The sequence below is a fragment of the Pseudomonas sp. P4_C1 genome (genome assembly GCF_056402155.1).
Map to the genome: position 1 here is coordinate 1 of NZ_JBFUHY010000012.1, position 21,489 is coordinate 21,489.

Annotated in this window: 26 protein-coding genes and 1 pseudogene; 7 read left to right on the top strand and 20 right to left on the bottom strand. The window is 60.3% G+C overall.

The window, feature by feature from the left end; all coding sequences use genetic code 11:
• From AC1DU9_RS10520 to AC1DU9_RS10545, 6 genes are all read left to right on the top strand, one after another.
• A partial coding sequence (locus AC1DU9_RS10520) for a hypothetical protein (RefSeq protein ID WP_477810106.1) occupies positions 1–198 on the top strand: 198 nt, incomplete at its 5' end.
• On the top strand, positions 188–613 hold the full coding sequence (locus AC1DU9_RS10525) for a hypothetical protein (protein WP_477810107.1): 426 nt from the start codon (positions 188–190) through the stop codon (positions 611–613). The genes AC1DU9_RS10520 and AC1DU9_RS10525, both read left to right, overlap by 11 nt.
• A complete protein-coding gene (locus tag AC1DU9_RS10530) occupies positions 613–1,605 on the top strand; it encodes a DUF6708 domain-containing protein (RefSeq protein WP_223463007.1) in 993 nt (330 codons plus the stop codon). Before AC1DU9_RS10525 ends, AC1DU9_RS10530 begins: the two co-directional genes overlap by 1 nt.
• Positions 1,606–1,742: 137 nt before the next feature.
• Entirely contained in the window at positions 1,743–2,540 is a 798-nt protein-coding gene (locus AC1DU9_RS10535) for a DUF6708 domain-containing protein (protein WP_457266121.1), read from the top strand.
• A 456-nt stretch (positions 2,541–2,996) separates the two neighbouring features.
• Positions 2,997–3,383 carry a hypothetical protein gene (locus AC1DU9_RS10540; protein ID WP_477810108.1) on the top strand — a complete coding sequence of 129 codons (387 nt, stop codon included), beginning with the start codon at positions 2,997–2,999 and terminating at the stop codon, positions 3,381–3,383.
• Between the two features lie 377 nt (positions 3,384–3,760).
• Positions 3,761–4,708: a toll/interleukin-1 receptor domain-containing protein gene (locus tag AC1DU9_RS10545; RefSeq protein ID WP_477810109.1), complete on the top strand. Its 948-nt coding sequence runs from the start codon at positions 3,761–3,763 to the stop codon at positions 4,706–4,708.
• 94 nt (positions 4,709–4,802) lie between these two features.
• Here the strand turns inward: AC1DU9_RS10545 and AC1DU9_RS10550 are convergent, their stop codons facing one another.
• Entirely contained in the window at positions 4,803–5,597 is a 795-nt protein-coding gene (locus AC1DU9_RS10550; RefSeq protein ID WP_477810110.1) for a DNA adenine methylase, read from the bottom strand.
• 264 nt (positions 5,598–5,861) lie between these two features.
• Here AC1DU9_RS10550 and AC1DU9_RS10555 point away from each other — a divergent pair, with 264 nt between their 5' ends.
• A complete protein-coding gene (locus tag AC1DU9_RS10555; RefSeq protein WP_477810111.1) occupies positions 5,862–6,221 on the top strand; it encodes a hypothetical protein in 360 nt (119 codons plus the stop codon).
• Here the strand turns inward: AC1DU9_RS10555 and AC1DU9_RS10560 are convergent.
• The 19 genes and pseudogenes from AC1DU9_RS10560 to AC1DU9_RS10650 form a co-directional block, all read right to left on the bottom strand.
• Positions 6,190–6,723, bottom strand: a complete 534-nt coding sequence (locus tag AC1DU9_RS10560; RefSeq protein ID WP_477810112.1) for a lysis system i-spanin subunit Rz — start codon at positions 6,721–6,723, stop codon at positions 6,190–6,192. The genes AC1DU9_RS10555 and AC1DU9_RS10560 overlap by 32 nt on opposite strands.
• On the bottom strand, positions 6,720–7,145 hold the full coding sequence (locus tag AC1DU9_RS10565; RefSeq protein WP_477810113.1) for a cell wall hydrolase: 426 nt from the start codon (positions 7,143–7,145) through the stop codon (positions 6,720–6,722). The genes AC1DU9_RS10560 and AC1DU9_RS10565 overlap by 4 nt, the downstream gene beginning before the upstream one ends.
• Positions 7,146–7,211: 66 nt before the next feature.
• The gene (locus tag AC1DU9_RS10570) at positions 7,212–9,689 is read right to left on the bottom strand and encodes a hypothetical protein (protein ID WP_477810114.1); all 2,478 of its coding nucleotides are present in this window, start codon (positions 9,687–9,689) and stop codon (positions 7,212–7,214) included.
• 82 nt (positions 9,690–9,771) lie between these two features.
• Complete coding sequence (locus tag AC1DU9_RS10575; protein WP_477810151.1) at positions 9,772–10,059, bottom strand: gp53-like domain-containing protein; 288 nt, start codon at positions 10,057–10,059, stop codon at positions 9,772–9,774.
• A gap of 93 nt (positions 10,060–10,152) precedes the next feature.
• Positions 10,153–10,275 (bottom strand): annotated as a pseudogene (locus AC1DU9_RS10580) (gp53-like domain-containing protein); the annotation flags it as partial.
• A 310-nt stretch (positions 10,276–10,585) separates the two neighbouring features.
• The gene (locus AC1DU9_RS10585; RefSeq protein WP_477810115.1) at positions 10,586–11,230 is read right to left on the bottom strand and encodes a putative phage tail protein; all 645 of its coding nucleotides are present in this window, start codon (positions 11,228–11,230) and stop codon (positions 10,586–10,588) included.
• Positions 11,221–12,264: a baseplate J/gp47 family protein gene (locus AC1DU9_RS10590; RefSeq protein WP_477810116.1), complete on the bottom strand. Its 1,044-nt coding sequence runs from the start codon at positions 12,262–12,264 to the stop codon at positions 11,221–11,223. The genes AC1DU9_RS10585 and AC1DU9_RS10590 overlap by 10 nt, the downstream gene beginning before the upstream one ends.
• Entirely contained in the window at positions 12,254–12,640 is a 387-nt protein-coding gene (locus AC1DU9_RS10595) for a phage GP46 family protein (RefSeq protein ID WP_477810117.1), read from the bottom strand. The genes AC1DU9_RS10590 and AC1DU9_RS10595 overlap by 11 nt, the downstream gene beginning before the upstream one ends.
• Positions 12,637–13,152: a phage baseplate assembly protein V gene (locus AC1DU9_RS10600; protein ID WP_477810118.1), complete on the bottom strand. Its 516-nt coding sequence runs from the start codon at positions 13,150–13,152 to the stop codon at positions 12,637–12,639. The genes AC1DU9_RS10595 and AC1DU9_RS10600 overlap by 4 nt, the downstream gene beginning before the upstream one ends.
• Positions 13,149–14,258: a phage baseplate assembly protein gene (locus AC1DU9_RS10605; protein ID WP_477810119.1), complete on the bottom strand. Its 1,110-nt coding sequence runs from the start codon at positions 14,256–14,258 to the stop codon at positions 13,149–13,151. Before AC1DU9_RS10605 ends, AC1DU9_RS10600 begins: the two co-directional genes overlap by 4 nt.
• 2 nt (positions 14,259–14,260) lie before the next feature.
• A complete protein-coding gene (locus AC1DU9_RS10610; RefSeq protein WP_477810120.1) occupies positions 14,261–15,520 on the bottom strand; it encodes a DNA circularization protein in 1,260 nt (419 codons plus the stop codon).
• Positions 15,520–17,436, bottom strand: coding sequence for a phage tail tape measure protein (locus tag AC1DU9_RS10615; RefSeq protein ID WP_477810121.1), 1,917 nt, complete (start codon positions 17,434–17,436; stop codon positions 15,520–15,522). Before AC1DU9_RS10615 ends, AC1DU9_RS10610 begins: the two co-directional genes overlap by 1 nt.
• Positions 17,437–17,567: 131 nt before the next feature.
• On the bottom strand, positions 17,568–17,870 hold the full coding sequence (locus tag AC1DU9_RS10620; protein ID WP_477810122.1) for a phage tail assembly protein: 303 nt from the start codon (positions 17,868–17,870) through the stop codon (positions 17,568–17,570).
• A complete protein-coding gene (locus AC1DU9_RS10625; RefSeq protein ID WP_477810123.1) occupies positions 17,867–18,214 on the bottom strand; it encodes a phage tail tube protein in 348 nt (115 codons plus the stop codon). The genes AC1DU9_RS10620 and AC1DU9_RS10625 overlap by 4 nt, the downstream gene beginning before the upstream one ends.
• Before the next feature lie 54 nt (positions 18,215–18,268).
• Entirely contained in the window at positions 18,269–19,753 is a 1,485-nt protein-coding gene (locus AC1DU9_RS10630; RefSeq protein ID WP_477810124.1) for a phage tail sheath subtilisin-like domain-containing protein, read from the bottom strand.
• Positions 19,753–19,953 carry a DUF2635 domain-containing protein gene (locus tag AC1DU9_RS10635; RefSeq protein ID WP_477810125.1) on the bottom strand — a complete coding sequence of 67 codons (201 nt, stop codon included), beginning with the start codon at positions 19,951–19,953 and terminating at the stop codon, positions 19,753–19,755. Before AC1DU9_RS10635 ends, AC1DU9_RS10630 begins: the two co-directional genes overlap by 1 nt.
• A gap of 5 nt (positions 19,954–19,958) precedes the next feature.
• The gene (locus AC1DU9_RS10640) at positions 19,959–20,567 is read right to left on the bottom strand and encodes a phage tail terminator protein (protein WP_477810126.1); all 609 of its coding nucleotides are present in this window, start codon (positions 20,565–20,567) and stop codon (positions 19,959–19,961) included.
• 43 nt (positions 20,568–20,610) lie between these two features.
• Positions 20,611–21,132, bottom strand: a complete 522-nt coding sequence (locus AC1DU9_RS10645) for a hypothetical protein (protein WP_477810127.1) — start codon at positions 21,130–21,132, stop codon at positions 20,611–20,613.
• Positions 21,125–21,487: a phage head closure protein gene (locus tag AC1DU9_RS10650; RefSeq protein ID WP_423502817.1), complete on the bottom strand. Its 363-nt coding sequence runs from the start codon at positions 21,485–21,487 to the stop codon at positions 21,125–21,127. Before AC1DU9_RS10650 ends, AC1DU9_RS10645 begins: the two co-directional genes overlap by 8 nt.
• Between the last annotated feature and the right edge of the window lie 2 nt (positions 21,488–21,489).

The following is a 21,489-nucleotide window of genomic DNA, read 5'->3' on the forward strand; positions in this document are numbered from 1 at the left end:
CGCGAGTACATCGAGCTGACGGCCGCCATGCTCGCGGTGTCGGCGGTCGGGCTGGAGTTGGGGGCGGTGGCGGTGGGGTTGGCCGAGCGAAGTCATAACACGGCGATTCGCCAGGCCGGGCGGGTGATGGGGAGTCAGTTGAAGTTGATGGCGGGGGTGTTGGCGGGGGGGGGCGGCAGCAGCCGGGATGGTTTTTGATTTATCCGACGCCAAAAAAGCCCATCTTCGAGAAAACCACTCTTTATCCCTAGTATATTTCATGCGTGCTGCTGCCCAAGCTGGATCCGCCCTCTTTTCAATAGCCATCGGATTGGCAGCTGCTGCCCCGTATTTGGAACGACTAATCCAGATACATGGACGAAATCGTTTTTTGGTATATGCCCATCAGACGTCCACACAACTCGCATTGAAAATGGCTTTTATGCTGCGTTGGTGCATACGAATCAACCTGGTGATTTTCGCCGCTTCCGTCGCGTTAGAAATGCTGCTCCCCAATGAGCTTCAGAATTACTTGAACCACTGTACTTTTCGAAAAGATCGAGACAATGGAACCCCCAAATCCGTAGAGCAAGAACTAAAAAATTTCCACAAAGCTATCGAGGCAACCCTCTAATGTATTTTTTTGAATGGCTCATGTATGACGGACGTGCGACGACTGATTACGAAGCATTAGGAAGAGAAGCCGACCTACAAAAAGAGACCAATGAAAAGCTGCCTCCCATTCGTGTAACACAAACAATTTCGAAAGCTATTACAGATAATGAGTCACTGTATAATTACAATCCAACTTACATTGATGTCCGCACTCCAAACGATGAGAAGCGCGGACTGATAACCTTAATAGTGGGCGGAGTCGGCGCAGGACTACTATGGATGTTCTTCCTTGCATTTTATTTCCTCGCCACGTATTACTATAACGAACACAAAGGTTCCGAGAGTACTCCGCTTAGCATTATTGATTTTATTTCGCTGCATATCATTCCATTAATTCCTATAACTTCTCTGTATCTTTACATAAAATACGTCTTTCGCTACTTACGACTCGAAGCATTCACCGCCCGGCGCCTGATCGTCCGCTTCAACCGCATCACCCGCAAGATCTACCTGCTTCGCCCCAAACACCTGGGAGGCATTGTCGCCTTGGACTGGGACACCGCCGAAGTCTGTATCAACCCGAAGATGTCCGAACTGGACGGCACCGGAGGCTTCGTCATGCTGGGATGGGACAAAGAAACCCACTCCGTCCGTGACGCCGACGGCCATCTCAAGGACGACTTCGAAATCACCTTCGTGGGCAAGCCAACCCGTAACGCCTCCGAACTSTTGGCGTTCTGGGAATACATYCGGCGCTACATGGAAGAGGGKCCGGAAGCGGCGCCCAAACCCAAAAAACTCATCGGCAAATTYCCCTGGCCGTGGCGCTCTTTCATGGCCGTGTGGCAACTGGACAGCCGGTTCGTGAAAATTCCTCAGCTGTGGATCTTCGTGCCGATCTATGGCCTGTTACTGCCGTTGATCCTTGTGCATGCCTGTGGCCATTGGGTCTCCCTGCTGTTGTGTTACGAGCCAAGGTTTCCTCGTTCCATTGAGGATGCAGGCCGCTGATCCCATGAAATATTGCGTCACGCGCTGGTGCCACGCTCACCCTGACAAAAAGGTGACGGATTTATTTTCGTCACGAGGGCTATGCGGCGCTCACCCTGACTACCTACTCCAACCTCTAACCCTTCCGGAGGTCAATGATGTTCTTCACCGAACCTTTGCTCGACCCACCGGCCCCCGGCTGGAAGCGCGATCTGCCAAAACCAAACGAGGCACCTAACCTCAAGCCTTATCCACCAGTACTGTCAAACTCACCCAATCATGTAGACCACACTTACCTTGAATTGCGGCGCTCTACAGTCCGAACACGAGGGGCCGGACCATGGCTTGCAGCATTATTTTTCGCATTGTCCTGTGCTCCATTCACGATCTTCTTTCCACTTGAAACATGGGAATCTCCCTCCTTAATCGTCACTCTTACCATCCCGATATTGTTCATTATTGGAATTTGGGGTGGTGTGTACGCTTGGCGAATGGACGTGCAAGCCCCCCGCGACGAACCCATCCGCTTCAACCGCCTGCGCCGCAAAGTCTACGTCTATCGTTTCCACCACGATGGGCTACGGCCCTTTAGCCGCAGTGGCTGGGGAGTGCGCACGGAAGTCTACGACTGGGATGACCTGCGCGCCGAGGTATGCAGCGTTTATGGTCCCATGGGCACCGGCGGCTTGATCGAATCGGTCAGCATTGCCGTGGTGAAACCCGGCACACATCAGGTCATCGACCGCTTCCATTTCGCCCACGGAACCATGCAAGGCGAGATGTACTGGGCCATGGCCCTGTTGTTCATGCAGCAAGGCCCTCAGGCGCTACCTCAATTCCCTCGCCCACCTCGCGACTGGAACAACGAAGGTGTGAACTTCAATCTCGCACGCCACCTGGCCCCCAAAGTGCGGTGGCCGACGGAAATAGACCTGGAATCACGCTCCGCACCCTAATGTCGCCGTAGCAGGGCGGACAATGCGGACTTGTGATCAGTTCCGAGTCTTCCCGAAAGGGAATAGCTGCCATGATGCGCCGCTCGTGGGAAAAAACGCCCCGTCCACCGACAGCCCCGGACAAGCATGAACGTCCATTGAATGGCGCACATCGTTTGATGGTCGATTTGATAGTCGCGTGATTTTTCAGCAGGCAAAAAAAATCCCGCAGAGCGTCTAACTCGCGGGATTTCTTAAGTATTTATGGCGGAGAGATAGGGATTCGAACCCGAAACGTATACCTTTGGGGCCGCTATAGGCCTTAAAATGCCGGATCATTCTGCGCTGCCGTTGGCCTACAACGGCCTGTATCAGCCTGCAATATGCCCTAAAAATGCCCTAACTATTCAGCGCCCCCTCATTCGCAGCCAGCTTTAAGCTATCGTGCAATCTCCCTTAATTGGAGTGCGCATAAAAATGGCCTTGGATCTTTCCAATGTTTATGTTAAAGGCTGCCGCACCGGCATCTCTGTTTCGCATGGCGCCGATGTAAAGCTCAATGGCGCCACTCTGATCAATTGCGGAAAAGGGATCGAAGAGAGAGACCCTCCTTCAGTTCTGGAAACGCTGGGATTACCACGGGATACTCCTCCAGAAGTAGTCGTCAAGGCATTGACAATTTTGAAAGGACATTCCGCTGCACCACCGGAGCAGAAAATCGCATTACTGAAACGCTTGATCGTCCCCTTTTTGCAAAACGCATCATCGGCTACTTCCATAGCTGTGAACCTGATTGAGTTGTCAACCAGCATGTACGCGGATCAAGCAATGAATTTTTTCCGAAACCTGATACCCCAAAAATAATCACACCCCGATTGTGTTGGAGTACTAACGAAAAAAAGCCCTACAGCCCTGAGAATAAAGGGCTGTAGGGCTTTTTTGACATATCGCGTTTATTGTTCATTTGGCATTAAATGGCATTGGTTGGCGCCCGATTTGCCCCATTTTTGCCCCATAGAAAAGTCGTCACCTTCCACTCGCTCGCAGATCAAAGCCTATCAACCGCTTTGCCACGCCGTGGCTGCGTACCAGCGCCTCAATGCTCGGCTCGGTCAGTCGAATATAGTCGAGGCGCGGATAGGGAAGCGCACGCTAGAATCAGAAGGACGGGATAACCGTTTCGTCAGCGGGAGAAATGCTACCCGCCACGCTAGATATAACTGCTATCAAATGGAGGTGTAATGTCCTGGTCAGAATTCCGCCAAACAAAGCATTTTGGCAAGGGAATATTTCTACCCTATGCCGAACACTTGGGTGACTTAGCAACTCAAGTCGACAACCTTTTAGGTAATGACCCTCCTTTAGCACGGTTCACCCAAAGTCTCCTCAACAGAGACTTTTTCTTCGTCCGAGGCGCGCGCATTGCCCTTCTATGTTTATCTAGCGGTGCGCATCGCCACTACCCACTCAGGGAGTCCCCCGAGTGGCAGGAATTCTTTCGAATACCTGAAGAACAGTTCATAGCTGAACATCCGGGTGTCGAAACGAACGCAACTGTCATTCATCTTGTCGATCTAGACACCTTTTTAACGGACACACAGAAATTTATCACGCCTATCTGCATCAGTTTTCCGGCGATTTATAGCGTAAGAGAAGAGTCGGAAGAGTGGAAAGTCCGGAATGCCTCAGTGAACCAAGCGGCACAACTGCTGACCGATTTTGATCGTACCAAGTACGAGGAGCACATCGAATTGCAAAAGCCCAAAAACATATTTCTAAGTCACAAGAGCCCAGACAAAACCTTAGTAAGGGAGGTGGCATTAGCGCTGAAATCGGTTGGTCTAACACCATGGCTCGACGAAGACCGAATGAAGGCCGGCGCGAATCTGGAACGTGCCATCCTGCAAGGATTCCAAGACTCCTGTGCGGCGGTATTTTTCGTTACACCAAGGTTTGTTGATGACGGTTATCTTGCGTCCGAAATAGATTACGCACTGATAGAAAAGCGAGCGAAGGGTGATAAGTTCAATATCATAACGTTGCTGATTCCTGGTGACGATGGTGCTTATGGAGAGGTCCCTGTGCCTCTACGTCCCTACGTTTGGAAAAATGTTCAACCTATCGAAATTCTCAGAACCATTACCGAGGCGCTTCCAATCCAGTGCGGCGCTCCAATGTGGCGCACTTAGATCAACGTAACTCTGACGAAAAATGCTCGCTTTTTGTCGTTGACGGTTCTACAGCCTGCCCTCCCAGGCAGGCCTGACATTTGGGCCGTGGTATTTAGAATAGACCTCCAAAAATCTCCGGCTGCCAATTCGTGATAACCAACTCGCCACTCTCCCCTACACTGCCCTGACGCTGATTGGTATTGCTGTACCGAATGTCCAGCGTCTCGAAGTGAAAACCCTCGAACACACATCGGATGTCCGGGTGGTCGTTGATGCTGACCATCACCTTGCCTTTGCAGCAGCGCATGAAGTCGGCCATCCGTTCGTAATTCTCAAACGGAAAGTCCACCCCATAGCCGGCGGTCTGCCAGTAAGGCGGGTCCATGTAGTGAAAGGTGTGGGCACGGTCGTAGCGTTCGACGCATTCGAGCCAGGGCAGGTTTTCGACGTACGTACCGGAAAGACGCTGCCAGGCGGCCGAGAGGTTTTCCTCAATCCGCAGCAGGTTGATGGCCGGGCCGGTGGTCGCCGTGCCAAACGTCTGCCCGGTCACCTTGCCGGCGAAGGCATGGTGCTGCAGGTAGAAAAAACGGGCCGCGCGCTGGATGTCGGTTAGGGTTTCAGGACGGGTCATCTTCTGCCATTCGAACACCTGGCGCGAACTGAGCGCCCATTTGAATTGGCGCACGAACTCTTCGAGATGGTTCTGCACGACCCGGTACAGCGTCACCAGGTCGCCATTGATGTCGTTGAGGACTTCAACGGGCGCAGCCTGGGGTCGCATGAAGTACAGCGCGGCACCGCCGGCAAAGACTTCGACGTAGCATTCGTGAGGCGGAAAAAGTGGAATGAGGCGATCGGCCAGGCGGCGTTTGCCGCCCATCCAAGGAATGATGGGTGTGGACATAGATAGCAAGACCTTTACTGTATATATAAACAGGTGCTAGGCTCGCCGCGCTTTGTGCACGGAGCAAGAGCCTTGGCTGGACTTGCAGGGACAATCTGCAGGGACGGCGGCCAGGCTGGGTGTTGACGCACCCAGCTCGGTCGCTCTTTTTCTTTAATGTTGAGGCTACGAAGCCGGAACGGCCCAGCATTTCGTCACCTTGATCTCGCCTAATCTTCACGCCTAAACTACTGTATATAAAACCAGCTAGCGCAAGGTGTGACCGTGGACCCGTACGAAACTGAAGACACCTCAGACTGGCTCGGCTGCCCGACTCCGCTCGAAACCTGCCGACATCAACTCCGGATCTATGAGAACGAATTTGAGGAACTGACTCTGCAGCTGCGCCAGGCCAGGGAAAAGATCTTCAAGCTGGTCGAGATGCACGCCGAAGCGGTAGGTGAGCGCGATGCGCTGCGCTCACAGTTGGCCACAGCCAAGGCCGAGGTATCCCGTCTCTACATCGAGAACTCTGAGTTATCCGGGACAGTCCGCAGCCTTATGCTCGTTTCTGACCAGCGGGATCACTTGTTTCGAGAGAACCAGAAACTGCTCATGGAGAAACGGGAGCGGAGGACACAATAGCCCGCACGTAGGCTTGGCATGCCGCCAGCGCTATCAGTCCTTGGTCACCGGCGTCGGTGATTCCGATAATTCGTTGAGCATGCGCTGGGTCAAGGCGGGCTCGCGCTCCTCCATGAACCATGCCGCCGGCGCCGGTACCGGCTGGCACTGAACAGCCACTGGCTGAATCCGTAGTGTCGAGGAGGACTGACAGCCGCAGATCAGCAGTGGCAAGGCGATCGCGCAGGCGAGCCTGTTTCGTTTGAGCATCGCTCAGTTCCTTGTAGTGGGTTTGTTCGCTGGCCGATAGCCGCTGCTCGAGGGCGAGACGTTTGTCCTGTTCGGTCCGTTGCGCGGTGGCAGCGGCATTGCTGATGGTGTCGAGATCTGACTGGTGCATCCCCTCCTGCTCGGCCAGCTTCTTACCGTAGCGCCAGTCCTGAACCTTCCAGACACCAGCAGCGGTGGCCAGCACCAGCAGCAAAGCGCCAGCCAGTGCGACTTTCAATGTGGCAGAATTCATGGCACATCCTTGAAGAAGACGTGATGGCCGAGCCTCAACGTCTCCTTGGCACTTTTCACCCAGGCCGGCGGCTTGGGCATGGTGGTCGCGTAGTAGTGCGTGGCACCTCCGGTGGGATCCGGCACCTTTCTATCGATCACCTGGTCGGCAGCGATCTGTGCCTGGGCTAACTCGCGGAAAGGAATCTGTTTCGCGCCACTCAGGTAGGCGAAGTTCGGGTCGTTCTTGTTCCAGCAGCTGAACTGGTAGGGCCTTTGGCACACACCGGCATAGCCCTCGCCCCACCAGGACTTGGCCTTACCGTCGAACACACGGTTACGAATTGTCCAAGCTACGGCGATCTGGCCAGCCAGGGATTCGCCGCGGGCCTCGCCCCACAACGTGCGGGCGAGGATGTCGCGGTCTTTCTCGGATACCGTCATTACTTTTCTCCAGGCGAAAAAAAACCCGCTTCGGGGGCGGGCACTTAGGGGTTAGAAATCGGTGGATTAAGTGATAGACAGCTTGGTCACGTTATAACCCGTGGCCTTCACTGACAGACCGCTTGGCGGGATGTATCCGGGCACAGTCATTCCGCTGCCATCCTGGGTGACCTTGCGGTTAGCATCTGCCAGCGGCGTGGTGACTTTTGCCGATCCAGCGGCGGTCATTGCTACCAGGTAGGCCGGCACATCACCGTTGTAGTAGCGCTGCGCTAGGTCGGCGGAAGCCGACAGGTTCGGCGAGAAGATATAGCCGCCCCGCCAGCAGTCGGATGCGCCGCTCGCCAACGCCAAGGGCTTACCCTGGGCCAGCAACTGGTGATAGGCCTTCTTGGAGTTCGCCTGATGGAAGATCAACCCGCTCACGCCAGTCACCGGCAGATAACCCGGTGCTGCCATGCCGTAGGTACGATCCATCCACAGCGTCAGGTTACGTTCGCTGCCGCGAAGGGACACCCCCCATGCATTCGGGTAGGTCGCCGGATTGCCAGAATATTGCGCGATGGTCGGAGTAACCGCGACGCGACCGCCGTCCTGGCCATTGAAGAAATGGATGGTATCCGCATGACCCGGGTCATAGCACTGCAAGCCGAAGTAGTTGCCAATCAGAATATCTTCGAGTGCGGTGATTTCTCCATGCACCTCGAAAGACCCGGGGCGGATGCGCAGCATCAGGTCTTCCCGCAGGATATAGCGCCGCGCCGTGGTCATGGTGTTGTGCCCCATGACGCGGTTGGCCCACGAGATTACTATCTCATCCGCTTGGCCATTGCCGGTAACCAGCAAGCCGCCATCGGCATACACCTCGCGGCTGATCTGTTCGGCGGTGGTCGTGGACGTGTTGTCGATCGGGTGATTACCCCCCGTAGACTGAACGGTGCCGCCACCGTCCCCGCCATTGACCGCAGTCACCTGATAGGGGCCAATCCAGTCGGTAAAACGACCGGCCAAAACGGTCCACGTACCGCCAAAGGTTAGGGTGCTGCTCGCCTGTTCGGCAATCTCGCCGATGTCATTGAGCAGGTTAGGACCGTACCGGCCGATCTTGATCCGCATCAGCTTGGCCGCCGAGTACTGCCATGTCACCGTCAGTTCATCGGCCGTGGCCGAATAGAGAAGCCCCTTGGTCTTGGCGGCTGCCGGCTTCTCGGCTGGGCGATAACAGGCTGGGTCGAAGATCCAGCTATAGGCCGGGTAGGTCGGGTTGTTCATGACGATCGGCTCACCATCGATCTCGGCCAGCACGGCCTTGTCGTAGGTGACCGCGATAGTGATGCCGCCCTGGGGCTGCTTGGTTTGCCGGTAATAGCGCGTGACCAGCGTCCCTTCGCCGGGCACTTCCTGCCAAGGATCGGTGCGGTCCACCAGCGCAGTGGTCACCCCGGTGGTGTTGTAGGTGGCCGCATCCGCCAACGCAATGATCCAGCCGTAGTTCGGGACGCCACCAAAGGCGGTCGTGCCGTTGGCCATGTAGGCCAGACGCACCAACTTGCCTTCCTCCACGCCGGTGATCTTGGCATCCAGAATAGCCCGGTTCAGACGGGACTCTGCCACGCTGACCGCCCCGGCACGACTGTAACTGGCCAGCGGGAAGTTGACGGCACTGTTGACCTTGAGCGAATCCAGCACCCGTGCAGCCTGCATCGGCATGTAGCAGGCCGGATCAATGATCCAACTGTAACCGGGTGAGCCCACGCCATTCAGGACCACCTCGGCCCCCAACGTCTGGTCAAACACCGCCTTGTCATAGGTGATGGAGATCAGCAAACCTTCTACCGTGGTAGACCGGTAGATCCGGGTCACGATAGTACCGCTGACCGCAACCTCAACCCATGGGGTGACACGCGTGACGACCTGAGTCGCTACGCCGGTGCTGGGATACGTCGCGGTATCGGCCGTCTCAAAGATCATGCCGTAGTCAGGTGCGCCAAACGCCACAGTGCCGTTGCCGTACCACGCAAAGCGCACGAACTTGCCCACCGGGTTGCCGATCACTTTGATGTCGATGACCGCCTTGCTGACGGTCGGCCGCTCAGCACTGACCGCGCCGGCACGGTTGGCCGACTTCAATGGAAAGGCCTTCCCCGAATTCAGCGTCAAGGTGCTGACCGCGGCACTCAAAAGGTGCTTGACATCGACCGGAACGCCAAAGACGTTTTGGTACAGAATCAAGGATTCCAGACTGTCCGGGCTCGGCACGCTGAAATATCCGCCGTTGTTAGTGCCCGCCAGCCCCAGGGCGGTGGTGGCATAGGTCATCGCCCCGGCCATCTGCGAGGCCACTTCCTCCAGCGCCGCGGTGACTTTGGCCTGGGCCAACACCGCTTGCTTGGCCAGCGTCGGTACCGACCCCGATTCGGTCGGCACATCGGTCAGCGCATCACCGTTGACAACCTGCCGCTGCGTTTCCGCCGAGGCCGTGGCCAACGCCGCCGCTTCCGACAACTGGCCGGCGTAGACCTCCAACGCTGAAATATCAGTCATGCATGTTTCTCCAGGCGAAAAAAACCCGCGGAGCGGGTCGGGTGTTCTTTGAGCGGATGAAGGCGGCGCGGGCCAGTCCGGGTTAGTACCCTGGAGCCCGGCCAATCGCGCGCCAATGGATGGTGACCCCATACATTACGGAGTCATTGAACAGCCGGTACTGCGTGGTGCTGAGGGCCTGCGCACCGGCAGCGTTACCATCGGCGTCCTCACTGTTAGGCGTCACCTTGTTACCAAAGCAGTTGTAGACCTCGGCAAAGGGCGTCGGGAAGTCTATGGGGGAGGTCGCACCGTCCGTGGCGCAGTAACCGTCGCCCCACTGCTCCAGCAATCCCGTGGCCTTATCCAGCCGCCAACCAACAGGCGCCATCAACGCGGTGTTTTTGTCCTGCTTGGTCGCTTCCAGTTCGTCGATCAGCGCTTGCTTTTCCGCCAGCAGGGCGTTCACCGCCGTCTGGGTATAGGCATCGCCAATGCCGTAGCCGGCCAAGGTGATGGCGTTGTTGGCCTTCCCGGCCAGCAGCCCGTCGGTGGCTGTTTTGGTGTAGGCATCACCGATGCCATAGCCGGCCAGGGTGATGGCGTTGTTGGCTTTCTGCGACAACAGCCAATCCGCCTCCGGCTTGGTGTAGGCATTCAGAATGCCGTAGCCGGCCAGCGTCGTGGCCTTCAGGGCGAAGTTCGCGCCCGAGGCCTGAATCGCCTGCAGCAGTTGCGTGGGGTCATTGGCGTTCAGCGCCGGCAGATAGGCCAGGATGGCGTTGGCCAGCTCTTCCTGGATCATGTTCAACCACTCGGCCTTCAACGGCGTCGGGGCGACACCGCCGACCACCGAGCCATAACGAAACAGGCCCAAGGCCGTGACCAGATCGGTCCAACTAGAAATTCTCTGCATGCTATAGGTCCTCGATACCGGCCACAGCGGCCGGAATCACGTAATGAATGGCGTTGAACAGTTGGTCCACTTTCAGCGCAATGCCCTCGACCACATCCTTGCCGAAGCCCAGCACCACGTCGGTGTACTCCGGTGCATCACGCTGCAGCCGACACTCCAGCGCGGCCGCCTCTGGCGTGCCGTAGGCCTCCAGCGGCACCGAAGCAATCCAGCTCCAGGACCAGCCATCCCCATAGAGAAAATCGCCGGCCTGGGTCGGCCCCACCCGGGCGGGTCGAAACTCTTCAATGGTGGTCGTGATACCGACCTGGCTGGCCAACTTGCGGTAGTAACTCAGCTGCGGGGCCCCGGTCGCGGTTAGCTTGTCGATCACCGCCTGGCGGCGCTCTTCCAGGGTTTGCGAGCCAGGCACCGTGCACACATCGGGCAACCCCAGATAGCCCTCCCAATACGGCAACAACGCCGTGGCGGTGGCCGGGTTCAACTCCAGCAACAGCGCCTCGCCATTGCCATCGACCCGGGCCAACTCCGGGGCCAGGGCCGCCACGATCTGCGCCCAGTCCGGCTCTAGCTCCGGATCAAACGCCGGACCCGGCGGTAACAGCTGGCTCAGTTGCTGCAGGTAATCCGCCTCGGTTAAAGCCATGTGACCACCCCCGGCACGGCCACTTGATTAGCGCCCAGCAGCACATCCCCCGCCGGCAAACTCAAGGTATGGTCGGTTTCCCCCGGGGTGTTGCTGATGGTGTTGCGCACATGCGTAATCCGCAGCGTTTCGCCGGGCCCGCCTTCGTCGACGATCAGGCCATGCAAGGCTTGCGTGACAGCCGCGCGCAGCGCGAGGCCATCCGGCACCAGGTGCAGGCTGAAATCAATCGGCCGCGCCTCGGGCGCCACGACGTAAATCTCTGAGGTGACCGGGCGCTTTTGCTCCAGGTAGGCTTGCACCTCGGCGACCTGCACCGGCGAGGGGATCAGGTTGGGATCGCCATCGCGCACGAACGCCAGGCCAAACGTGCCCGGCCCCATCCAACGCGGCAAGGGCCAGGCCCGGGTGACGCCTGGCACTTCCAAGGCCCACTCGACAAAGTCGGCACCGTTGCCGACCTTGCTCGGGTTTTTGAAGGCCGCCTGCACCCGCTCGCGCAGCGCCTCCAACGCCTCTTCTTCAGTGCCGCCGACGATGCCATCGGGACCAATGCTGGCCGTCGCGTTGACGCCCATCACCGGCGTCACCGCCGTCAGGCTGCCGGCCTCGAGGTTGCCCAGGGCGCCCACCGCTTCGGCCATCACTTGCAAGGTGGCCGCACCAGCCACCAGCGTGACGGCATGCAGCACCACATAGCGGCGACCGTCCTCCGATTGATAGAGCTGGCCAGCATCGACCAGGGCACCGCTGGAGCCGATCACCGAAGCCGCCCCCGTGGCCGCCACGGCCGGGTTGCGCCCGCCCTCCAGGCGCCATTCGGCCCAGCGCAACAACATGGCTTCATCGCACGTCGCCGGGTTGGACTGGCGCGCGATCCAGTCTTGATAGCCATACAGCTCGAAGGCCGTACCGCTCAGTGCTCGCGCCGCCACCTTGGCATCCGCGCGGCGCAAGGCATCCGGGGCGTTGCGCTCAAAATCGGCCTCGGTGCGCTGGATCAGCGCCGGCAGCGTCGGAATCTCATACGCCATTGATCAACTCCCAGGTGTCTGCAAAATTCAGTTCCAGCGTTTCGCCGCTCTGCTCGGTCAGCATCACGCGCAGGTTCATCCGGTCGTTGCCTTGCCGCTCGGCCGTGACCGTCACGGCCGTGGCAATCTGGTCATCGAGCAGCCAGGCCAGCGCCTCTTCGGCATAGGCCTGGGCGTCCTGCAGCGTCTGCGCGACCAGCGTGCGGCGGGCCAACAACCACAGCCGCGAGCCGATCCGGTCGCCGGCCACCGATGGCACGCAGTCGCCCCACCAGCCTTTACGGTCGCTGTCGTCCACCGCGTCATCCGGCCCGGCCCGGCGCCAGGTGAACAGGCTGATGGTTACCGAGCGGCGCAATAACTCTTCACGGGTCATGCGTCACCCCCGACCGGCGGCCCGCTTTGCTCAATGCCCTGCTTCACACCGTCATGCTGGTGATTGACCTGGCTGATCCCGGCCGCGATCTGATCGCCCGCCGACTCAATGCGCCCGGTGCTGGTGATCAGCGGCGTGTCGAAGTTCACCGAGTCCGTGGCCTTGACGTTCAGGGTCACGGTTTCGATGTCGATGACCCGGCCGCGCTTGAAGTGAATGAAATCGCCTTCGTCGGTGTACAGCGCCACCTCGCCCGGCTTCAGCCCCTGCAGGCGGAAGCGCCGATCCGCGATCACGATCACCACCGCGTGACTGCGGTCGCCGCCGATGAACCCGGCCAGCGCCTCCGCACCCGCCAGGGGGCAGGCCGTAAACCCATAGGGCTCCAGGTGCTCCACGTTGTCTTTGACCTCACCGGCCAACAGCCGCAGCTGCAGGCTTTGCAGTTTGCTGGCCGAGTTACCCAAGGCCACCACGCCGCGTGCCAGAAAGTTCGCGATGCCGTTTCTCATGCTTTGTAGTCCGCTGGAATGAGGTACTCGAAGTTGTCGCTCTTTTTGCCTTTCTTCAGCTTGCGTTTGGCCTGCGCGTCGTTCGGCTCCGGCAGGAAGGCCTCCGGCGGCGCCACACTGATCTTGGCCGTGGTGCCCTGCTCGCCCAGCTCGTAACTGATTTCACTGATCAGCATGTCGCGGTCCAGGCCGATCAACGGATCGACCACCCGCACCAGCATGTTGTGCCGCCACAACGCGCCGTTGCTTTGCCGCCAGCCCTGCACCACGTAGTTCACGGCCAAGGCCTTACCGACGGCGCTGGCCCGCTCCCACTCGACCCGCTCGCGGGCCAGCGCCGCGGTCAGTTGCCCGGATTGCTGGATGACCTTCACCCGCCGCCGGGCAATGCGCGGGTCGCTCAGGCGCGCTTCGACCTCGCTGGCCGCGGCGCCAAAACTGGTGTCGCTGCCGCTGCGCTGGCCCTTGCTGACGTACTCGGAAAACACGCTGGAGAAGTCCAACGCGGTATCGCCGGACAGCAGGTTTTTGCCCAGCTCCAGGGTGTCGACCGCCCGCCCTGCGCTGCCCGCTCGGGCAATCACCAGGCGGCCCTGACCGTCGTCGGTGCTGAACAGCCGCGACAGGGTCAACAGCCGGTCGATGCTTTCAAACGCCGTCTCGCCCGGCTCCAGCGTGTGGTCCTCGAGGCCCAAGGTCACCGCGGCATCGTTGACCACCTTGATCCCGTATTCGCCGGCAATCGCCGCGATGATCGTTTGCACGCTCTGGCCGCGCCATTGCCCCGGCTGATTGATCGCGGCGCAGTCGACCAGGTCCGCGGTGCGCGAACGGCCGCTGATGCTCAGGGTCACCGACTCGCTGTCGTAACGAACCGGCGTACTGAACACATAACCGGTCAACAGCAGATCCGGACCAATGCGCAGTTCCACCGCTTCGCCCTGGCGAATCCGCACCGGCACCTCGGCGCTGCCCGGCCAGCGCCAGGTCACGCCCAGGTTGAAGTCCCGCGCCTGGCGTTCGAGGCCGGCGCCGATGCTGATGCTTTTCCAACCGGCGTAGTCGTGCCCACCCACGCTCAGGGTGACTTTGTTCAGCTCGTCCATGGTTAGGTTTTCGCAACTTGAAGTTCGGTGGCGGGCACAAAGCCCGGGTGACGCACGCGGTTACGCGCAACGATCTCGCCACTGCGCAGCGCATCTCCATACAGCGCATGAGCCAGCACCAGGGCCGACACGGTTTCAGCCGGGGCATACCTGCGCAGACCGACTCCGCTGCGCGCCACCTCGGTCAAGTGCCGATCCAAGGCCACACGCGCCTCACTCAGCACGCCGAAGTGTTCCGCCGGGCTTTCCCCCGCCACCGACCACAACGCCTCACTGATCGCGTCACGCACCGCCAGCACATCATCGGCCACCGGCACCGCCGTCTCGACCTCGGTACCGGCCTCGACCGTGGCCCCTTGCTGCGCCAGTTGCACGTCCACGGCCGCCGGTTCGCTGACGCCCTGACGGATGGCGACCGGCACCTCGGCCATGTCCAGCAGCACATCCAACAGCGCCGCATCCTGCACCAGGGCAATCACCGCGCGCTGAATCGTCGCGACCTCCGGATCATCCGGCACCGGTGCCGACGCCTGCAGTGACGACACCGCCGTCGCCTTGGCGCTGCTGCCGCTAAACGAACCACTGGAGCCGTAGCCGCCGAAGTCGCGCTGCAGGCCGCTGATCCCGGACAGCAGGCTGTCGGCGAACGCGCCCGGGCCATTCATCAGCGAGGACACCAGACCGCTGATATCGCTGCCCAAGCCGGTACCGGGACTGAGGAACTTCAGGGCAAAACCCATGGCCCCCGACAGCGCCGCGCGCACCGCACTGGTCCGTTGCCGGGCCAAATCGACCGGGGCCATGGCCGCGTTGAAGCGTCCCTTGATCGAGCCCAGCAGGCTCGGTGCCTGCGCCGCCAGCGCCCGGCGGGTGTTCGGCGACTGCACCGGGAACTCCAGCATGCCGTCAATGAACACCAGGTTAAAGCGCGCCATGCCCAGTTCATTGCGCGCATGCGACAACTCGCACTCGCCGGCGGTGACCGTCAGGCGCCCGAACCACGGGTGCACCAACTCACCGGCGCCGGGCGTGTCCAGCGCGGTCAGCAGCCGGTCGCGTTGCGCCAGGAAGTCATCGCCGGCGACAAAGCCGGTGAACTTGTACTGCCGCGTGCGCCGCCCCAGGTCTTCGACAAAGGGTTGATCGCGCTTCGGGAACTCATGCAACTGGGTGCGCCGACCGACAGGCACGCTGTCGTTGTCCACCAGGAACGGCACCCCTCGAAAGGAGGCGCCTTGTTTGCGGTCGCGCCATTCACTCATCACGGATTACTCCCTAGCGTGCGGTAGCCCACCTTCGGGGTGATCGACAGCCCCGGCTGATTGCTGGTCCCCGGATCGACTCGAAAGCCGGGCGGGGCATTCTCGAAGCGCATCACCAGGCCGCCTTCCAGCTGCGCCCGGTTGTTCGCCGCGCCTTGCTGCAGCAGGGCGCCCGGCGCCGGCATAACCGGAGGCCGTAACAGCTGGCCCGGGTCGAGTCCGGTCTGGGTCAGGTTGCGTTGGCTCTGCTGATTTTTCGCCAGGCTCACCGCATTGGCCTGCAGGAACGCGCCGGTACCGCCGCCGGCGCCGGCATTGCGCTGGCGTTGCTCCTCGGCGTAACTCGCCACTTTGGCGGTGAGCCCCGCGCCGCCCTCCTCCAGCCCGAAGAAACTCATGATCGGTTCCAGGTACGGTTTGACGCCCTCCCACAAGCCTTTGAAAAAGGCCGTGATCGGCGACCAATGCTTGATGATCATGCCCAGCGGCGACCAGTCAAATACCGTTTTCATGAAGTCCATGAACGGCGTGGCCAGCGCCTTGATCAGCTCCCACAATGCGGTGAAGAACGGCCCGACCGTGTCCCAATTGGCCATGATCAACCCGGCCGCCGCGGCGATAGCCACGGCAATGATGCCCACCGGTGTCGCCGCAAAGGCCACACCCAACACCCGGGTGGCCACGGTCGCGGCGTACACCCCAATACGCAGCGCGGTAAAGGCCGCGCCGGCGATGGCCAGGCCCTTGACCAACTGCGGGTTGGCCTGGATCAACTCGGCCACGGTCGAAATCATCGGCCGCAGGCTATCCACTACCGTGTTGATCCCGGGCAGCAGGGCATTGCCCACCGCCCGCGCCACGCTGGCCGCGGCGTTGCGCAACAGCTGCAGGTTGTTGGCCGTGGTGGCCGCGCGGGAGGCGTACTCCGTATCCATCGAGCCGGCGTATTTCGAGGCGTCGCCGACTTTTTGCAAGTTGCTCTCAAGCAACTCCAAGTTGGTCAGCAGCGGCGTGATGGCCGAGATCGATTCGCTACCGAATAAATTGGTGAGCAACGCTGGACGCTTGGCTTTATCGACCTGCGAAATGCGCTTGAGCAGATCCAGCATGGTCCCTTGGGCATCTTTTTGCATCGCCACAGCAACGCTTTTGGAGTCCAGCCGTAACGCCTTGTAAGCCTCCGTTTGGCTCTTGGTCGCCGCCGAGCCCTTGGTCATCGCCAACATGAAGTTCTTGATGCCGGTGGCGGCGACATCTTGCTTCACGCCGACGCCGGCCATGGTCGCGCCCAACGCGGCGATCTGCCCCGACGAAAGACCGGCGACCTCACCCAGCGACCCGACCTCCGTAACGATGGCGGAAATCTGCTTGGTGTTGGCCGGGCCGGTGTTGCCCAGGTAGTTGATCCTATCCGCCAACCCGACCACATCGGTTTGAGTCATTTTGAACGCGGTGCGCCACGTCGCCATCATGCTGCCGCTTTCGTCGGCGCTCTGGTCGAAGGCAATGCCCATCTTCACCGCGGCCTCGGCGAAGCCCAGCAGCTCCTCCCGGGCAATGCCCGACTGGCCCCCGGCGGCGACGATCTTGGCAATGTCATTGGCGGCCATCGGCAGCCGCTCGGACATCTTGCCGATGTCCTCACCCATCTGCTTGAACTGCCCCGGGGTGTCAAAGTTGACCACCTTCTTCACGTCCGCCAGGGCCGACTCAAATTCAATCGCCGCCGCGGCCCCGGCAATGAACGGGGCTGCCAAGGCACCGCCGGTGACCACGTCGCTAAAGCCGATTTTGCCCAGCCCGGTGCGCTCCAGCCCTTTGCGAAAGCCGGCGACGTTTTTCCGGATACCGGCCAGGGTCGGTGACAGCTTATCGACGCCGGTGATCAGCGCCTTGAGTTGAAACTTATCGGCCATACCCTACCCCTGCTGAACTTGATTAATGCGCTGGGCATTCGCCAACGACTCGGCGAATGTATCCAGCGGGAGCACCATCATTTGTTCGGGTCCGACTTTCCAGAAAAAGGCCAGGTCATAGGCCACGGCAATCAGGTCGTCGACTTCACCGATGCCGCAGTCATGAAAAAACCCGCGATGGCCCAGCCCAATTTGTTCAGGTCCGAGAGGTCCAGTTGGTTCACCGACGGTGCGGGAATCCCCGCGCAGATGGCGATGTACTTGGCCGACACGTCCATGTCCAACGACACGTCTTCATCTTTGTCGATCTTGTACGGCAGCGCCTTGATCGCACGGACCTCGACCACGGTCGGACGGCGCAGGGTCAGTTCCAGCACTTCCTGGTCATGCGCCTGAATCGGCGCGGCCAGGGTGTAGGTCGTCACTTGGCTCATTGGAAGCCCCCTTTGTTGCCATCCCACTGGATGTCGATGGTGCCGTCATCGCCCTTGGCGCTCGGCTCGTCGACCACATAGGCGCCCGCCAACACGTAGACCCGACCGTTCTTGAACTCGACGGTGACCGTCTGGTCGGTGGCCGCCATGATTTGTTTGATCGGCAGATCCGGCGAATCGACCACGGTGGCCTTCACATACGCCACCAGGTCTTCTTCCTTGAAAAAGCCAGGCGCCACCGACTCGCGCTTCTTGTCACTCAGCGGCACTTCCACGCCGCCGGTGACGGTGAACTGAACGCCGTCTGCCTTGATGTAGACGGTGCCCGCAACTTTCTGGCCCATGGCCTCTCTCCTACAAAAAAGCCCGCACGCGGCGGGCTATGAACGGGGGTGACGTCAGACCGCGTACTGCAGGCGGAACTGATACTGCAGCGCGAAGATCCGCAGCTGATTGACCAGGTCCGGCGGGTACAGCACGTTGAGCCGATTCGGGTTGGTGCTGGAGCGCTCCACGATCAGATTGGCCGCGAAGGCTTCGGCGTTTTCGACAATGCCCAGTTGCTCCAGTGCGTAGTAGCCGGCGATCATTTCGGCGCGGATCACGTTCGGCGTGACGATCGCCTGGCCAGCACCGAAGCGCGTGCCGTCATTGGCCAACTTGTGCCGGCCGTACTTGCTGGTGACCCGCGACTTCAGGTAGCCGATGACAAACGCCGACTGGTGCAGCGTCTCGCTGTCCAGGTAGGAATCATCCGCCTGACCGAAGGCGTTGAACTGGTAGCTGGTGATCGCCCGCTCGATGCGCTGCGAACCGCCGCCGAAGTAGGCCGTGGCAATGCCGCGGTTCAACAACGACTGCCGCTCGGTCAAGGTGAAGCGCTCGCCGGCCGGCGCCGGACTGATGCCCGACAGCTCACCGGTTTGCGTCGGCCGTGCCGGGTCGGCCGAGATGAACACCGCGGTACGCGCCGCATAGGCCGCCGCCACGTTCCACACCGGATCGGGGCAGCCGGCTTCAAACCCGTGAATCGTCGCGTGCTGATCGTTGCGCGACGCGCTCAACGCCACCAACTCACCGAGGGTGCCGCGCTGGGCGGTGTAGACGTGCCCATAAAGTTGCTTGGCCCAGCTCCAGCGCCCGCTGGAATCGTCCATGAAGGCTTTCCAGGCATCCAGCGAAGTGGCATCAGCCCACGGCGCACAGATGAACTCGAACGGCTCGTCACCGAGACTGGCCAAGGCCACCGCGACGTCAGGCGTCCCCACACCGCCGGTCATCGGTGCCACCACCACCGTCAGCCCCGACGGCGTGGATTCGCCGTTGTTACGGCCCAAGCGATTGAGCTGCAACGCCAGGTCGTTGCCGCTCAGGCCGGACCACTTGCAGGTCAGCGTCACCACACCGACGGCTGCCACCGCCGTCACCGCCAGCCCGGCGGCATTCACCGCAGCCGCCAACGCCGCAGCCGCCGCCGTCGGGGTCGCGCCCTTGGCCACGGTCGCACGCACGCGGCTGCCCCCGAGGTACAGACTCAGCTCGCCACCGGCGGTGGCCGTGCCGGTAATGGTCACGGTGCCGGAGGCCTTGACTCCGGTGCCCTTAAGCGGCAGACACCAGACCTCGCCGGCCGGATCGCTACGGCGCCAGGTGTCGTACATCTGCGCGAGCATCGAGCCGATGCCGCCGATGCTCTTGGCCAGGCCCAGGCTCGACACCAAGGTCAGTTGGCCAATTTCCGACGCAGTGGCGTCGTCGTTGACCTGCGCCACGATCAACCGCGGCATGCTCGACCCACCGCTGTTGGCTTGCGAATTGTCGACCTCGGCGTAGAACAGCGGAACGCGCAGATCGCTGGGGATGGTGTTAAAGCTGATCGCCATTATTCAGCGCTCCCTGGTTCGGACAAAGCCGGGGTTTTAGAGGTGGTTTTGGCCTTCTTCGGCGCGTCGAGGGTGACGTCCAGGTCTTGCAGGCGGCGCAGCCAATAGGCGTCACGCGGGACTTCACGCCCCTCCGCGGGCAGGTCGCCGCCGGCTTCAGGGTCGGGTACCACCCGGCCCGCGGCCGGGTACACAGTCATGCGGCTCATGGAGAGTCCTCAGTGGGTTGCGGTAGTTCAACGGAGAAAGTCGCCTCGACCCGGCCATCGGGGGCGGGACGCTGCAGATTGGGATCAGCGGGATCAATGAAGTCGACGTTGACATCGACGCCCTCCAGCGCCGGCAAGCCATCAAGCTCGAACTCCTCCCAAGTTTCGGCAGGGTCAGACGCCCGGTTTCGGCCCAGCTGAAACGCAGCTTCAAAGCTGAAGCGGTAAACAACGCGAGCACGATTGATAAAGACCAAGCTGCCACCGCCGTACTCGATCGGGTCGTACTCGGTGCCGGGCTTCCAGCCCACTAACGCCTTCCACAGACCGGCCCGTAATTCGTGCAGCAGATCTGCAGCTTCTTGGCCGCGTTCATCGGTGCTGTCGAGCACCAGGATCACGTCAAACAAATCGGTGATGTCTTGGCGGATGCCGTTCTGTAGGTCGTTTCCGGCAGCATCATCACCAGCGGCGATCACGTACGCCGACGGATGGCTCAGCTTTGCGCTATTGGCCACTGCGTCCCAATCGATACCAGCAGACACACGGCCGGAAAACGCAGGGCAGTACGCACGCAGGTGCGCGACGATCAGACTGATTTTCATCGTTTGTTCCAGGGATAGAAGCGCCAGCAGCTGCTGGCGGAGATCAGCTCAGAGCCGCGGCGAACGCCGCAGAGAGAATGGCTTGAACGTCAGTTTTGGAGTCCTGCAATGCATCGGCCATGTAGTTGTCACGGGGTGTGATACGCCACTCACCGGCAGCCCGTTCAGCAACGAGACGAGCGCGGGCACCAGCGGCGCGACGATTCTTCCGACCCTTGCCCTTACCGGGTGCCAGCTTCCCAGGGCGACGACCTTTCTTCACACCGTAGTGCAAGTAGGATGGATAAAACTCAGGCATGGCACTGGTCTTGCGCGGGGCAACCCTGACCAGGAAACCCGATCGAGACACCTTGAAAGAGATCGACTCCAAGGTCGCCCCGGTGCGATTGACCGGGTAGCCTTCCTCTCCACGGGCAAGGGCCAGGTTCATCTGGGCCTTTTGCATCACCAGCCGCCCGGCCTTGCGCATGCCAGCACGAATTTTCTTCTTGTCGAAGATATCTCGCGGTAGGCTGTCGTAGCCTTCAAAATGCAAATAGCCGTCAATGGATGCTGAGTTAGCCATAGATCCCTCCCCCGGCTTGTTCCGGCCCCAGCTCTTCAACCTCAAGCAAGGTAAACCGACGATTGCCGTTCATGTCTGCGACTCGGCGCACTCGATAAATCGTGGCACCGTGCACAACTTCGTGCGACTCGCTCATGCCCTTCAGATAGTAAAAAGTCACCCGGTGGGTGATCTTCACATCGGTCTGGACACCGTTCGCATAAACAGCGGTACCGACCGGCTCAATCTTTGCCCATCGTCTTTTCTGATCGGTGAACAACGAGTCAAGCCCCTGATCCAGCGCTGGGATGTCGGTTCTCAACCGTAGGGTGATACGCCGATTCAACTCCCCCGCACTCGGTTCGCGCATGGCCATAG

Bases quoted from the DNA above. Each gene is read 5' to 3' on its own strand.
- AC1DU9_RS10625 (WP_477810123.1), bottom strand. From the start codon at position 18,214: ATGGGCCAGAAAGTTGCGGGCACCGTCTACATCAAGGCAGACGGCGTT.
- AC1DU9_RS10575 (WP_477810151.1), bottom strand. From the start codon at position 10,059: ATGGCGCCTGTTGGTTGGCGGCTGGATAAGGCCACGGGATTGCTGGAG.
- AC1DU9_RS10645 (WP_477810127.1), bottom strand. From the start codon at position 21,132: ATGGCTAACTCAGCATCCATTGACGGCTATTTGCATTTTGAAGGCTAC.
- AC1DU9_RS10540 (WP_477810108.1), top strand. From the start codon at position 2,997: ATGGCCTTGGATCTTTCCAATGTTTATGTTAAAGGCTGCCGCACCGGC.
- AC1DU9_RS10640 (WP_477810126.1), bottom strand. From the start codon at position 20,567: ATGAAAATCAGTCTGATCGTCGCGCACCTGCGTGCGTACTGCCCTGCG.
- AC1DU9_RS10570 (WP_477810114.1), bottom strand. From the start codon at position 9,689: ATGACTGATATTTCAGCGTTGGAGGTCTACGCCGGCCAGTTGTCGGAA.
- AC1DU9_RS10610 (WP_477810120.1), bottom strand. From the start codon at position 15,520: ATGAGTGAATGGCGCGACCGCAAACAAGGCGCCTCCTTTCGAGGGGTG.
- AC1DU9_RS10535 (WP_457266121.1), top strand. From the start codon at position 1,743: ATGTTCTTCACCGAACCTTTGCTCGACCCACCGGCCCCCGGCTGGAAG.
- AC1DU9_RS10600 (WP_477810118.1), bottom strand. From the start codon at position 13,152: ATGAGAAACGGCATCGCGAACTTTCTGGCACGCGGCGTGGTGGCCTTG.
- AC1DU9_RS10590 (WP_477810116.1), bottom strand. From the start codon at position 12,264: ATGGCGTATGAGATTCCGACGCTGCCGGCGCTGATCCAGCGCACCGAG.
- AC1DU9_RS10525 (WP_477810107.1), top strand. From the start codon at position 188: ATGGTTTTTGATTTATCCGACGCCAAAAAAGCCCATCTTCGAGAAAAC.
- AC1DU9_RS10605 (WP_477810119.1), bottom strand. From the start codon at position 14,258: ATGGACGAGCTGAACAAAGTCACCCTGAGCGTGGGTGGGCACGACTAC.
- AC1DU9_RS10560 (WP_477810112.1), bottom strand. From the start codon at position 6,723: ATGAATTCTGCCACATTGAAAGTCGCACTGGCTGGCGCTTTGCTGCTG.
- AC1DU9_RS10550 (WP_477810110.1), bottom strand. From the start codon at position 5,597: ATGTCCACACCCATCATTCCTTGGATGGGCGGCAAACGCCGCCTGGCC.
- AC1DU9_RS10565 (WP_477810113.1), bottom strand. From the start codon at position 7,145: ATGACGGTATCCGAGAAAGACCGCGACATCCTCGCCCGCACGTTGTGG.
- AC1DU9_RS10630 (WP_477810124.1), bottom strand. From the start codon at position 19,753: ATGGCGATCAGCTTTAACACCATCCCCAGCGATCTGCGCGTTCCGCTG.
- AC1DU9_RS10650 (WP_423502817.1), bottom strand. From the start codon at position 21,487: ATGGCCATGCGCGAACCGAGTGCGGGGGAGTTGAATCGGCGTATCACC.
- AC1DU9_RS10545 (WP_477810109.1), top strand. From the start codon at position 3,761: ATGTCCTGGTCAGAATTCCGCCAAACAAAGCATTTTGGCAAGGGAATA.
- AC1DU9_RS10635 (WP_477810125.1), bottom strand. From the start codon at position 19,953: ATGACTGTGTACCCGGCCGCGGGCCGGGTGGTACCCGACCCTGAAGCC.
- AC1DU9_RS10595 (WP_477810117.1), bottom strand. From the start codon at position 12,640: ATGACCCGTGAAGAGTTATTGCGCCGCTCGGTAACCATCAGCCTGTTC.
- AC1DU9_RS10620 (WP_477810122.1), bottom strand. From the start codon at position 17,870: ATGAGCCAAGTGACGACCTACACCCTGGCCGCGCCGATTCAGGCGCAT.
- AC1DU9_RS10615 (WP_477810121.1), bottom strand. From the start codon at position 17,436: ATGGCCGATAAGTTTCAACTCAAGGCGCTGATCACCGGCGTCGATAAG.
- AC1DU9_RS10585 (WP_477810115.1), bottom strand. From the start codon at position 11,230: ATGGCTTTAACCGAGGCGGATTACCTGCAGCAACTGAGCCAGCTGTTA.